The organism is Streptomyces sp. NPDC026394 (assembly GCF_055567735.1).
The window spans coordinates 862318-874984 of sequence record NZ_JBVHPX010000002.1; the positions used below are offsets into that span (position 1 = coordinate 862318).

At 72.2% G+C, this 12667-nt stretch carries 12 protein-coding genes; 4 read left to right on the forward strand and 8 right to left on the reverse strand.

Going from position 1 to position 12667, the window contains the following annotated elements; all coding sequences use genetic code 11:
* Positions 1 to 261: 261 nt before the first annotated feature.
* The 4 genes from ACZ4QV_RS08005 to ACZ4QV_RS08020 form a co-directional block, all read right to left on the reverse strand.
* Positions 262 to 1950: a beta-N-acetylhexosaminidase gene (locus ACZ4QV_RS08005; protein WP_467762687.1), complete on the reverse strand. Its 1689-nt coding sequence runs from the start codon at positions 1948 to 1950 to the stop codon at positions 262 to 264.
* Positions 1951 to 2044: 94 nt separating this feature from the next.
* Positions 2045 to 2911 carry a carbohydrate ABC transporter permease gene (locus ACZ4QV_RS08010; RefSeq protein ID WP_361144911.1) on the reverse strand — a complete coding sequence of 289 codons (867 nt, stop codon included), beginning with the start codon at positions 2909 to 2911 and terminating at the stop codon, positions 2045 to 2047.
* Positions 2908 to 3801: a carbohydrate ABC transporter permease gene (locus ACZ4QV_RS08015; RefSeq protein ID WP_361145332.1), complete on the reverse strand. Its 894-nt coding sequence runs from the start codon at positions 3799 to 3801 to the stop codon at positions 2908 to 2910. The genes ACZ4QV_RS08010 and ACZ4QV_RS08015 overlap by 4 nt, the downstream gene beginning before the upstream one ends.
* Before the next feature lie 62 nt (positions 3802 to 3863).
* On the reverse strand, positions 3864 to 5162 hold the full coding sequence (locus ACZ4QV_RS08020) for an extracellular solute-binding protein (protein ID WP_361585583.1): 1299 nt from the start codon (positions 5160 to 5162) through the stop codon (positions 3864 to 3866).
* Between the two features lie 298 nt (positions 5163 to 5460).
* Between ACZ4QV_RS08020 and ACZ4QV_RS08025 the strand changes: the two genes are divergently transcribed.
* Positions 5461 to 5889: an SSI family serine proteinase inhibitor gene (locus ACZ4QV_RS08025; protein ID WP_361144917.1), complete on the forward strand. Its 429-nt coding sequence runs from the start codon at positions 5461 to 5463 to the stop codon at positions 5887 to 5889.
* 161 nt (positions 5890 to 6050) lie between these two features.
* Here ACZ4QV_RS08025 and ACZ4QV_RS08030 read toward each other — a convergent pair whose 3' ends face one another.
* Together ACZ4QV_RS08030 and ACZ4QV_RS08035 are read right to left on the reverse strand one after the other, a co-directional pair.
* Complete coding sequence (locus tag ACZ4QV_RS08030; protein WP_031007434.1) at positions 6051 to 6344, reverse strand: DUF3039 domain-containing protein; 294 nt, start codon at positions 6342 to 6344, stop codon at positions 6051 to 6053.
* Positions 6331 to 7512 (reverse strand): MFS transporter, encoded by a 1182-nt coding sequence (locus tag ACZ4QV_RS08035; protein WP_361144920.1) that lies wholly within the window; start codon positions 7510 to 7512, stop codon positions 6331 to 6333. Before ACZ4QV_RS08035 ends, ACZ4QV_RS08030 begins: the two co-directional genes overlap by 14 nt.
* A gap of 209 nt (positions 7513 to 7721) precedes the next feature.
* On the opposite strand from ACZ4QV_RS08035, the gene ACZ4QV_RS08040 reads away from it, so the two are divergent.
* Both ACZ4QV_RS08040 and ACZ4QV_RS08045 read left to right on the forward strand, forming a co-directional pair.
* The gene (locus tag ACZ4QV_RS08040; RefSeq protein ID WP_361144923.1) at positions 7722 to 8087 is read left to right on the forward strand and encodes a hypothetical protein; all 366 of its coding nucleotides are present in this window, start codon (positions 7722 to 7724) and stop codon (positions 8085 to 8087) included.
* 165 nt (positions 8088 to 8252) lie between these two features.
* Entirely contained in the window at positions 8253 to 9158 is a 906-nt protein-coding gene (locus ACZ4QV_RS08045) for a LysR family transcriptional regulator (RefSeq protein ID WP_361585588.1), read from the forward strand.
* A gap of 147 nt (positions 9159 to 9305) precedes the next feature.
* On the opposite strand, the gene ACZ4QV_RS08050 is transcribed toward ACZ4QV_RS08045, so the two are convergent.
* Complete coding sequence (locus tag ACZ4QV_RS08050; RefSeq protein ID WP_361144929.1) at positions 9306 to 9896, reverse strand: YqgE/AlgH family protein; 591 nt, start codon at positions 9894 to 9896, stop codon at positions 9306 to 9308.
* A 298-nt stretch (positions 9897 to 10194) separates the two neighbouring features.
* Between ACZ4QV_RS08050 and murA the strand changes: the two genes are divergently transcribed.
* On the forward strand, positions 10195 to 11541 hold the full coding sequence (gene murA / locus ACZ4QV_RS08055) for a UDP-N-acetylglucosamine 1-carboxyvinyltransferase (protein ID WP_360136259.1): 1347 nt from the start codon (positions 10195 to 10197) through the stop codon (positions 11539 to 11541).
* Between the two features lie 592 nt (positions 11542 to 12133).
* Here the strand turns inward: murA and ACZ4QV_RS08060 are convergent.
* Complete coding sequence (locus ACZ4QV_RS08060) at positions 12134 to 12415, reverse strand: HU family DNA-binding protein (protein WP_004571953.1); 282 nt, start codon at positions 12413 to 12415, stop codon at positions 12134 to 12136.
* Positions 12416 to 12667 lie beyond the last annotated feature (252 nt).

Here is a 12667-nt window from a genome sequence, read left to right on the forward strand (position 1 = left end):
CGCGTGCCGGCGGGCGGCGGCGCCGGGCGGGCGGCGGACGGTGGCCGGGCTGCGGTGGAGCAGGCGTGACGTGCGGGACGGCGTCCCGGCTCGGCCCCCGGCCGTGGCCGGAGCCGGGGGCCGAGCGGTGCGCGGGCGGACGTTCCCGCCCCCGGCTGGTGCGATGTACCGGACATACCTCACCTTGGCTGCCTTCAGTGCGTTCCGCGGGAACCACCGTCCCAGGTACCGCCGGCGCCGGCCGCCCGCATCCGCTCCGGCTCACACGTTTGGGGGCGACCCCTCGATCGGACGTCCGAGCAACCCGGGGCGCCGCTGCCACGGGAAGGGACCACCGGGCGGCCGGTAGTCGACGCCGAGCGCGTCCAGGCGGTGGTAGTGGGTGTCCATCCGGCGGGTGAAGCCGGCGTGGTCGCGGTCCTCGGGGGGCGGCAGCCGCGACCAGGCGACCTCGGCGAAGGCGGCGAGCCGCGGGAAGACCTGGTAGTCCAGGCGCTGCTGGTTCTCCATCACCTCCGTCCAGACGTTGGCCTGGGTGCCGAGGACGCGGGTGGCCTCGTCCGGCGTCAGTTGCGGGGGCACCGGCTCGAAGCGGTAGACGTCCTCCAGGGTCCGTACGTAGCCGATCGGTACGGGTTCGTCGGCGCCGCCGTCCTGCCGGTGGTCCAGGTAGACCTGCTGCTCGGGGCACATGACGACGTCGTGACCGGCCTGGGCGGCGGCGATGCCGCCCGCGTAGCCGCGCCAGGACGACACCGCGGCGCCCGGCGCGAGGCCGCCCTCCAGGATCTCGTCCCAGCCGATCAGGCGGCGTCCGCGGTCGGCGAGCCAGCTGTCGAAGTGCCGGATGAACCAGCTCTGCAGCTCGTCCTCGTCGGCCAGACCCAGTTCCTTGATGCGGGCCTGGGCGGCCGGCGACGCCCGCCACTGGTCCTTGGGGCACTCGTCGCCGCCGATGTGCACGAACCGGGAGGGGAAGAGGTCGAGGACTTCTTCCAGCACCCCTTCGTAGAAGCGGAGGGTGGTGTCGGTGGGGGCGAGGATGTTCGGGTTGACGCCCCAGGTGTCCCAGGGCTTGAGGGCGCCGGTGTCGATGACGTCGGTGTTGCCCAGTTCCGGGTACGCGGCGATGGCGGCCTGCGAGTGGCCCGGGATGTCGATCTCCGGGACGACGGTGATGTGCCGGGCGTCGGCGTAGGCCACGATCTCGCGGATGTCGTCCTGGGTGTAGTAGCCGCCGTGCGGCCGGTCGTCCCACAGGGGCGAGGCCCGGTGGCCGAGCTTGGTGCGCTCCCGCCAGGCGCCCGCCTCGGTGAGGCGCGGGTGGCGCCGGATCTCGATCCGCCAGCCCTGGTCGTCGGTGAGGTGGAAGTGCAGGACGTTGAGCTTGTGCGCGGCGAGCAGGTCGAGGTAGCGCAGCACGCCTTCCTTGGGCAGGAAGTGGCGGGCGACGTCGAGCATCATGCCGCGCCAGGCGAAGCGGGGCGCGTCCTCGACACGTACGGCCGGTACGGACCAGCGCTGTCCGGGGCGCAGGGGCGCGCGGCGGTACGCGTCCGCGCCGAGCAACTGCCGCAGGGTCTGCGCACCCCAGAAGGCACCGGCCGCGCCGCCGCCGAGGAGGGTGACGCCGCTGCTGTCGGCCGTCAGCCGGTAGCCCTCGGGGCCGAGCGCGTCGGCGGTCCCGGCGTCGACGCGGAGGCGGATGACGCCGCTGTCGGGGCCGTGCCCGGAGGTGCCGTCGCCGGTCGTACGGGGAGGGAGCGGCAGGCCGGTCGCGGCGCCGACGGTGCCGCGCAGCCAGGCCGCGGTGGCTTCCGTACCGGGGCCCGCGTCCAGTGCGGTCCCCGGGCCCAGGAGGAACGCGCCGTCCCCCGGCCGGGTGTCGCGCGGCAGGGGTATCAGGTCGGTCTCCGTACGGGCGCCGTCCGCCGTCGCTGCGTCGTCCATGTGCTGACCCTTCCGTTCTCGGGGGCGTTCTCTGGGGCTAGAGGGGTGGGGGTGTCCGGTGCGGTTCGCCAGGGGGACGGGTGCGGGCGCGTCGTCAGTCCTTCACCGCGCCGCCCAGGCCCGACACCAGCCTGCGCTGTACGAGCACGAAGAACACCAGTACGGGGATGGTCATCACGGTCGAGGCCGCCATGATCCCGCCCCAGTCGTTCTCGTCCGGTTTGAAGAACACCAGCAGCGCCATCGGGAGGGTGGAGTTCTCCGTCGCGCTGATGATGAAGGACTTGGCGAAGAGGAAGTCGTTCCAGGTGCTGATGAAGGAGAAGACGCTGGTCGCGACGAGCCCGGGGAAGACGAGCGGGAAGAGGATCTGCCACAGGAAGCGGGCGCGCGACGCGCCGTCCAGGTAGGCGGCCTCCTCCAGGGCCTCCGGCACGGCGCGGACGAAGCCGCGCAGCATCCAGATCGCGAAGGGGAGGGAGAAGGCGAGGTGCGGCAGGACCAGGGAGCCGAGGGTGTTCAGTCCGATGCCGGGTACGGCGTCGCCGACGTCCCGCATCAGGAAGAACAGCGGGATGGTCAGCGCTTCGACCGGCACCATCTGCGCGACCAGGAACATGATCAGCAGCGTCGTACGGAACCGGAAGCGGAAGCGGGTGACGGCCGTCGCCGCGAGGAAGGCGATCAGCGCGGAGACGAGGACGACGACGCCCGCCACGAAGAGGCTGTTGAGGAAGTAGCGGCCGAAGTCCTGCTGCTGGAAGACCCGCCGGAAGGCGTCCAGGGAAGGGTGGAGGGTCCAGGGCACCGGTTCGGTGGACTGGATCTCGCCCGCCGGTTTGAAGGCGGACAGCACCATCCAGTACAGGGGGAAGGCCACGGCGGCGGCGAGCAGCAGCGCGCCCGCCTCGGCGGCCAGCCGTCCTGGCCGCCGTATCCGCGGTGTGCGGACCGTACTCACAGTTCCTCCCCCTGTCGGCGCAGCAGGCGCAGGTAGACGAGCGTGACGGCCAGCAGGATCAGCAGCATCACGATGCCGATCGCCGAGCCCAGGCTGTACTGGGACGAGGCGAACGCCTTCTGGTAGGCGTACACGTTCAGTACGAGGTTCTGCCCGGCGATGCCGCCGCCGTTGGTCATGACGTAGATCTGGGTGAAGACCTTGAAGTCCCAGATGACCGACTGGATGGTGACGACGACGAGGATCGGCCGCAGCATCGGCGCCATGACCGAGCGCCAGATCCGCCACTGCGACGCGCCGTCCATGGCGGCCGCCTCCAGGACCTCGCCCGGGATGGCGCGGATGCCGGCGTAGACGGTCACCATCACGAACGGGAACGAGCACCACACGACTTCCAGCAGGACCAGCGCGAAGGCGCTGTAGCGCCCGTAGGTCCAGGAGAAGTCGCCGAGGCCCAGCACCCGGTTGACCGGCCCGAAGTCCGGGTCGAAGAGGAAGACCCAGACGGTGGAGCCGGTGATGGCGGGGGTGGCCCAGGCGCCGAGCGCGGCGAGCATCAGGGCCAGCCGCGGCACCGCCCGGATGCGGGTGAGCAGGACGGCGGTCGAGCAGCCGGCCACCAGCGTGCACAGGACGCAGGCCGCGGCGAACACCACGGTCGCCAGCAGCACCTGCCAGAACTGGCCGTCGCCGAACAGCTCGGCGTAGTTCGCCAGTCCCTTGAAGCTGGTCGGTTCGCCGCCGCTGACCTGGGCCTGGGTGTATTCGAGGAACGAGATCAGGCCGAGCTGGTAGATCGGGTAGACGAGCAGACCGCCGAGGACGACCAGGGCGGGGGCGAGGTAGAGCCACGGTGTCCAGCGGCTCCCGTGCCGGGACGGCGGCCGCAGCCGGCGGCCGCCGGTGAGCGGCGGCCGGCCGCTCCCGGGGCGTGCTTCCTTGACCGTGAGCGTCACTTCTTGAACGCCTCGTCCATCTTCTTGGCCGCGTCGCCGGAAGCCGTGGCGACGTCCTTACGGCCGCTGACGATCTCCTGGTACATCGTCGGCAGCACCAACGAGGAGTCGATGCCGCCCCAGGCCGGGGAGGCCGGGACGAACTTGGCGCCCGCCTCCAGGGTCCGTACGAAGGGCTGCACGAACGGCTGCTTCCGCGCCGCCTCGGCCCGTACGTCGCCGTACGTCGGCAGGAAGCCCATCGCGTCGAACAGCCGCCGCTGGGTGTCCTTGCCGGCCAGCGACTTCATCAGGTCGACGGCCAGCGTGCGGTGCGAAGAGCTCTTCAGCACGCCGATGTTGTTGCCGCCCGCGAAGGCCGGGGCGATCGAGCCCTTCGTGGTGCCGGGCAGCGGTACGACCGCGTACTTGCCCTTGACCTTGCCGTCTTCCATGGCCTGGTGGCTGAAGTCGCCGCCGATCGTCATGCCCGCCTTCCCGGCGGCGAAGGCGGCGACGGTGTCGTTGCCGCCCATCTCGGCGCACTTGGCGGCCGGGCAGTTGGTGTCGCCGAAGAGGTCCGCGTACGCCTTGATGCCCGCCTGCGCCTTCGGGCTGTCCACGGCGGCGGTGTACGCGTCGCCCTTGCCGGTCGCCAGCTCGCCGCCGTGCGCCCAGAGGAAGGGCAGCGCGCCGTAGGTGTACGCGCCGCCGACGGAGATCCCGTACAGCTGGGGCCGCTTCTCGCGGATCGTGCGGGCGGTCGTGGCGACCTCGTCCAGGGTCGTGGGGACCGCGAGCCCCAGGTCCTTGAACACATCGGTGCGGTAGTACAGCGCGCGGACGCCGACGAACAGCGGCGCGCCGTAGACCTTGCCGTCCACGGTCACCGACTGCTTGGCCGTCGGGTCGGTGTCCTTGGCGTCCTTCCAGGCGCCGAACTCCTGGCTGACGTCGGCCAGTCCGCCGTCCTTCACGTATCCGGCGGTGTCGGTGTTCCCGTACTCGATGACGTCGGGGGCGCTCTTGGGGTCGTTGAAGGCGGCCTTGATGCGCTGGGCCCGGGTGTCGACCGGGATGTAGTCGACATCGACCTTCGTGCCCTTGTGGGCCGCCTCGAAGTCCGCCACCGCCTTGCGGACGACTTCTTCCTTGGGCTTGTTGTTGACCTCCTGGAAGAGCCAGACCCGCAGCGTGCCGGACTTGCTGTCTTCCTTGGCGCCGCCGCCCGAGGTGGACGGGGCACAGCCGACGGCGGTGCCGAGGGTCAGGGCAAGTGCCGCGGCACGGGCGGCTGTTCGGGCGGAGAGCTGCATTGGGTACCCCCTGAAGGATCGTTGCAGCATACGCAACGGGCGTTTCGCCATGCACAATCCTCAGGAGGCTAAGCGCGCCGACGCTCCCCCACAAGAGCCGATCAGGCAACGGCGCGGGCGACACGCCGCCACTGGCCCACATTCGTCGGCAATCCGTCCCGGTACGTCTATCTATGAATCAGATGTCCCTCCTCGGCTCCCAGAAGCGGCCCCGGGCCTCGTCCACGCGGACCGGCCCCCGGCAGCACCCCTGGAAGCAGCTCCCAGCCGCACGACACACAAAGGACCGACCGACCCCATGCGCTCAAGACCCGTACGCACCGCCCTGCTGGCCGTCGCCGCCCTGAGCCTGCTCCCCTTCGCCACGGCCCCCGCCGCCGCCACGGACGCCCAGCCGGAGACCGGCGGCCGCCAGCACATCGCCATCCACGAGGGCACCGACCCCTCCGGGCCGCTCCTCGCCGCCGCCTACCTGCGGTGCTTCCCGACCGGCGGCAGCCACCCGACGCCGGAGGCGTCCTGCCTCAAGCTGGCCCTCGCCAACGGGGACTACGCCCGCGTCCCGCGGATCCACCGCGCCTGCACGAAGATCTACCAGCCGGTCACGGTCGTCACCCACGGCACCTGGCACGGCAGGACCACCGCCTACCAGCACACCTACGCCAACCAGTGCATCGCCAACGCCGAGAGCGGCGACATCTTCAACCTCACCCCCTGGAGCGACTGACACGCCCGGCGCACCGACACCGGAGGCCCGGCCCCCGCGTGGGGACCGGGCCTCCGTGTGCGGCGCGCACCACGCGTGCGGCCCGCTCCTGGTACGGGAACGGGCCGGACACGCGCGAGGCGGGCGGGGAGCCGCGCGACAGCGCGCCGCCCCCGGACGGACTACTTCTTGCCGCCGTCCTTACCGCCCTTGTCCTTGTCGCCGCCGGCGCCCATGGACTCGTAGATCTCCTTGCACATGGGGCAGACCGGGTACTTCTTCGGGTCCCGGCCCGGCACCCACACCTTGCCGCAGAGAGCGACGACGGGGGTCCCGTCGAGCGCGCTCGCCATGATCTTGTCCTTCTGGACATAGTGGGCGTAGCGCTCGTGATCGCCGTCGCCGTGCGACGTCTGCGGCGTCGGCTCTACGAGGGTCCCCGTACCTGCCCCGCGCTCGGGCTCAACAGTGCTCATAACCGCCAAGGGTACCGACGCGCGCGGCGTGCCGGGAGCGGCGGGCCGCGCGCAGGTGGAGGGCGAGGGCGAGGGCCGCGACCCCTGCCGCCGCCCACGGCAGCGCGGAGGCCCGGACGCCCGCCGCGAGGGCCAGCCCACCGAGCGCCGAGCCGACCGCGCTGCCCAGGTAGAGGGCCGAGTTGTTCAGGGCGAGGGCCACCGTGCCCCGGTCGTCGCGCAGCGCGAGCAGCCGGTGCTGCTGCGGCACCTGAAGGGCCCAGCCCGCCGCGCCCCAGACCACCAGGGCGGCGCCCGCGCCGGGCAGCGCGGCGGAGGCCAGCAGCGGCAGCAGCGCCTGAGCTGCGGCGACGGTCACCAGCACGCCACCCACCAGGGCCACGGCCTTCCCCGTACGGTCCACCAACGGCCCGGCCGCCAGGCTCCCGAGCACCCCGCCGATCCCCCACGCCCACAGGTACGGCGCGACCTCGTCCACTCCCCCCGCAGAGGCCAGCACCGGCGCCAGATACGTGTAGAGCCCCAGGCTCGCCACAGCGGCCAGGAACGAGACACCGACGATCGGCGCCACCTCACGGTCCGCGACAGCGGCCAGCCGCGCCCGCACCGGGACCGGCGGGTCCGCGGGCACCGCGGGCAGCAGCCCGGCCAGCCCCGCCAAGGCGACCGCCCCCAGCCCCGTGACCAGCCACATCGTCGACCGCCACCCCGCGTGCTCGGCCAGTAGCACCCCCACCGGCACACCGAGCACCGTGCCCGTACTCATGCCACCCATGACCAGCGCCAACGCCCGTCCACGCCGCTCAGCCGACACCAGCGCCGACGCGGCCGCCGTCGACAGGGCCGCGTACACCCCGGCCCCGGCCCCCGCGACGATCCGGGCCGCCAGCAGCGCACCCCACGCGGGCGCGAGCGCCGTAGCGGCGTTTCCGACCGTGAACACCGCGAGCGCGAGCAGGATCAGCAGCCGCGGCCGTGCTCCCGCCGACAGTCCCGCGACCAACGGCGCGGCCACCGCATACGCCAGCGTGAACACCGTCACCATCTGTCCCACCAGCGAAACCGTCGTACCGAGGTCGTGCGCGACCACCGGCAACAACCCCGCCGTCACATAGGCGTCGAGCCCGAGCGCGAACGCCCCCAGCGCCAACAACCAGACCTTGCGCATCGCTGCCAACTCCCCTGTTCCGCCTGCTCCTGTGCATCGACCGGAGGAACGTAGGCGGGCTCCGGGAGGTGGGGGAAATGCCCGAGCGGGGGATTGATGCCCGGGGGGAATAGGTGTGATGTGTGCGGCAGCGGATCGACGTCGAGCCGCGCCGGCGGAGCCGCGGACGGAGATCGTCTCGCCGGCACGCCGTGACGAAAAGGGTTGGTGTGCCGCAGACCGAAGGCGCGCGACTGTTCCGGGAGAGCTGGACCGCGGGAGTGCGCCGGCACTTCCCCGGAGAGCCCAAGGCCGGCTACGTCACTCCGTGGGACGCCACCCCGCAGTGGGAGCGCGCTGCCGCCGGTGCCGTCCACGCGCAGGTCCGACAGTCCGTCGAGCTCAGCGGAGGCCGCACGTGGAGGCCGTCCCGCGAACAGAAGCGCCGGTTCGTCACGGCGTGCTGGACGGCCCGGATGTTCCGGCACTTCGAGGGCCCCGAGCCCGGCTACGTGGCCGACTGGGCCGATCTGCCGACGTGGCAGCAGGAGACCGGCGCGGACATCTTTGAAGCCGTCGAGGAGGCGTTGGGCTGAGCGAAGACGCTGAACTGGTCCGTCGGCCCCCGGCCCGGGAAGCGCAGCCGCTCCTCGGGTGTTCGGGGAGGTGCCTGCGCGGAGCGACGGATGTCCGGCGGGGACGTGTGCGGACGGCCACGTGCGGATGAGCGCGGCAGCGCTTCGGTAGAGGGTGGCGGCAGCATGGACAAGACGGCGGGCGCGGAGCCGGTGGCGGGAAGGGCGCGTGGCACTGACGGGCTCGACGGGGTCGAACTGCGGCACCTGCGCGCCTTCATGGCCGTTGCCGAGGAGCGCAGTTTCACCTACGCCGCCGACCGGCTGCGCGTCGGCCAGCCCGCGCTGACCAAGTCCGTACGGGCCCTGGAGGAGACCCTCGCCAGGCGGCTGCTGGACCGCACCACCCGGCGCGTCGAGCCGACGGAGGACGGCCGGCGGCTGTACGCCGAGCTGGCGCCGCTGCTCCCCCGCCTGGCCGCCGCGCTGCGCTCCCCCGGCGGGCAGCCCGTGCTGCGGCTCGGCTTCACGTCGCTGCTGCCCGCCGCCTGTGCCGAGCTGACCGCGGAGTTCGAGGCGGCCACCGGGGCCGGGGTGCGGCTGGTGCGCCGGGACACGCCGCTGGCGGGGCTGGACACCGGCGAGTCGGACATCGTCGTACTGCGCGGGGACGACCCGCCGGAGGCGGATGTCCGTACCCGGGTACTGCTGCACGAACCGCGGGTCGCCGCGGTCGGCCGGCTCGGCGCGAACGGGGCGCTGGCGCGCCGCCGCGTGCTGGACTGGGCCGAGCTGGCGGACCACCCGCTCGTGGTGAACACCGTCACCGGCAGCACCCGCCCCGAACTGTGGCCCGCGGACCGGCGCCCGCGCCTGGCCTGCACGGCGGACAACTTCGACGAGTGGCTGGAGGCGGTGGCCGCCGGGCACGGGGTGGGGGTGGCGCCGCAGGAGGTGGCCGCGCGGCACACCCATCCGGGCATCCGCTTCGTACGCCTGAAGAACGCTCCGCCGGTGACCGTCCGTCTCGCGCTGCCCCACCGCGGCGCCCATCCACTGGCGGAACGGTTCTTCGGTATGGGTGGAGGCTGAGGCCGGGGACGGCGGGTTGAGGCCGAGGAGTGAGGCCTGAGGCCGAGGACGGCGGGGCGGGAGGCGGGTGCCCTACGGGGGCGCGCTCGCATCCCCCCAGCGGGGGTTCACCCGGGTGGGGGCGAGTGGAATCCGGGGCTCGGGGCGTCAGTTCAGGGACGGGTCGTCGGGGTACGTCGCCACCATGGCCAGTTCGTTGCGCTGGCGGCGCAGGACCGCTCGCCAGAGTTGTTCGGGGTCGGGGGAGGACACGTCGCCCGGTTCGGACTCGACGACGTACCAGGCGCCCTCGGCCAGTTCGTCCTCAAGCTGGCCGGGGCCCCAGCCCGCGTAACCGGCGAAGATCCGCAGGCTGCCGAGCACCGTGGAGAGCAGTTCCGGCGGGGCTTCCAGGTCCACCAGCCCTATGGCGCCGTGGACGCGGCGCCAGCCCAGCGGGCCGTCGCCGACCAGCGCGCTCTCCGGGGTCTCGGGGCCGCCCGGCACCACGGCCACGCCGAGGGCCGAGTCCAGCGAGACCGGACCGCCCTGGAAGACCACGCCGGGCTCGCCGGCCAGGGACGCCCACGGCTGGAGGATGTCGCCGACCCCCACGGGCGTCGGGCGGTTGAGGACCACGCCGAGGGACCCCTCCTCGTCGTGGTCGAGCAGGAGCACCACCGCGCGGTCGAAATTCGGGTCGGCGAGCGCCGGTGTGGCGACGAGCAGCCGGCCGGTGAGCGAGGACACCTCGGTCATGGGGACATGATCCCGCACTTCGGACCGCGGCGGGGAGTCAACTGCGGTACCCGGGCGAGAGCAGCGCAGGGCGTACGACGGCAGCCCCGGCGCACAGGCCGACGGCAGAGGCGGCATAGCGTGTCGTAGCCGTACACAACGTACCGAATGTCGATTACAGAACAAAGGCGGACCGTAGCGGAGGGTGTTGTGACAAAGCCATTACACGCCCCGAACCCGCTCCGGCCTACGGGCACCCCCTCCCCCGCCCTTACCATTTCCCCTTGGCCCCCTGTCCGTCTCCAGGAACGCGAGATCCATGACCGTCTCTACCGACGACGTACTGCTTGTCCACGGCGGCACCCCGCTGGAGGGCGAGATCCGGGTTCGCGGCGCGAAGAACCTCGTGCCCAAGGCCATGGTCGCCGCGCTGCTCGGCAGCAGTCCGAGCAGACTGCGCAATGTGCCCGACATCCGCGACGTACGCGTCGTACGCGGCCTGCTGCAGCTGCACGGCGTCACGGTGCGCCCCGGTGACGAGGCGGGCGAGCTCATCCTCGACCCGTCGCACGTGGAGAGCGCCAATGTCGCCGACATCGACGCGCACGCCGGCTCCTCGCGCATTCCGATCCTCTTCTGCGGCCCGCTGCTGCACCGCCTCGGCCACGCCTTCATCCCGGGCCTGGGCGGCTGCGACATCGGCGGCCGCCCGGTCGACTTCCACTTCGACGTGCTGCGCCAGTTCGGCGCGACCATCGAGAAGCGGGCGGACGGCCAGTACCTGGAGGCCCCGCAGCGGCTGCGCGGCTGCAAGATCCGCCTGCCGTACCCGTCCGTCGGCTCGACCGAGCAGGTGCTGCTGACCGCCGTCCTGGCGGAGGGTGTCACCGAGCTGTCGAACGCGGCCGTGGAGCCGGAGATCGAAGACCTGATCTGCGTCCTGCAGAAGATGGGCGCGATCATCTCCATGGACACCGACCGGACCATCCGGATCACCGGTGTGGACAAGCTGGGCGGCTACAACCACCGCGCGCTCCCGGACCGCCTGGAGGCGGCCTCCTGGGCGTCCGCGGCGCTGGCCACCGAGGGCAACATCTACGTGCGCGGCGCGCAGCAGCGCTCGATGATGACCTTCCTGAACACCTACCGCAAGGTCGGCGGCGCCTTCGAGATCGACGACGAGGGCATCCGCTTCTGGCACCCGGGCGGCTCGCTGGACGCGATCGCCCTGGAGACCGATGTGCACCCCGGCTTCCAGACCGACTGGCAGCAGCCGCTGGTGGTCGCCCTGACGCAGGCGTCGGGCCTGTCCATCGTCCACGAGACGGTGTACGAGTCCCGGCTCGGCTTCACGTCGGCGCTCAACCAGATGGGTGCGCACATCCAGCTCTACCGCGAGTGCCTGGGCGGCAGCGCCTGCCGCTTCGGGCAGCGCAACTTCCTGCACTCGGCCGTGGTGTCCGGGCCGACCAAGCTCCAGGGCGCGGACCTGGTCATCCCGGACCTGCGCGGCGGCTTCTCGTACCTGATCGCCGCGCTCGCGGCGCAGGGCACCTCGCGCGTGCACGGCATCGACCTGATCAACCGGGGCTACGAGAACTTCATGGAGAAGCTCGTGAGCCTGGGGGCGCACGTGGAGCTGCCGAACGGGGCGCTGAGCGCCTGACCGGCGCGGCGGGTGTGCGGCCCGCGCACCCGCCGCGCGGCAGAGAGCGGAAGGGGCGGTCACCCGAGAGGGCGGCCGCCCCTTCCGCTGCGCTCGGGACGCCACGCCAGGCCGAGCGCTTTTGCTTTTGCGAATGGTTTAATTCGGACCCTTGGGTCGGGTGACACTCGCGGGCCGAGCCTGCGGACATTGCGGTTGCGACGGGCGCGCGAGGGGTGACGCGACGGGGACGGAGGCGACAGACGGCGGCGCCGGGTGGCGGCGCCGGGGGAGGACGGCGGCGGTCCCGAGCGTCTGCCGGTGTCCGGCCGCGCACATGCCCCCGATCACCCCCGCGCGCCGGCTGAGCCCACGAAGCAGCTTCTACGCCCCTGTAGAGCAACGGGAGACCTCAGGAGGCACTAGGGCCCCACCGGCCCCATTCGCGGGCCTTCTGGGCACCTCCGTGGCCGCTGAACGCCGTACTCCGGATGCCGGGGGGCGCCGGAGACCGGGCGCCTGAGGTCGCGCACGCAAAAGGGCGGCCGTCCCCCGAAGGGGACGGCCGCCCTCACGCCTTTGTCACCAGGGGGCCGGTCGGGCCCCCGGCGGCTTACTTGCCCTTGGCGGCTTCCTTGAGCTTGGAGCCCGCGGAGACCTTCACGCTGTAGCCGGCCGGGATCTGGATCGGGTCGCCGGTCTGCGGGTTGCGCGCGGTGCGAGCGGCACGGTGGGTGCGCTCGAAGGTCAGGAAGCCGGGGATGGTGACCTTCTCGTCGCCCTTGGCGACGACCTCGCCGACGGTCTCGGCGAGCGCGGCCAGAACGGCGTCGGCGTCCTTGCGGGTCACCTCGGCACGGTCGGCCAGAGCGGCCACCAGCTCACTGCGGTTCATGTTTGTACTCCCGTGTTCTTCTTGCCAATGAGGCGTGAGATCGAAGCCGATGCTGCCAGGGCCCTTGGACGGTGCCCGGACCCGGGTCTGCTGACAGACCCTCGCGCCCGGATACGCATCCTGCCCCCACCTGCGGCGGTAAAGCCAATCCGGCACCCAGGAGGGTCACACGAAAAGCGCCACTGCCTCAGAGTGGTGACGTCCCGCACCGTGCCCCACCGGGCCGGCCCCGCAGGGTGGCGGCCGTTTGCT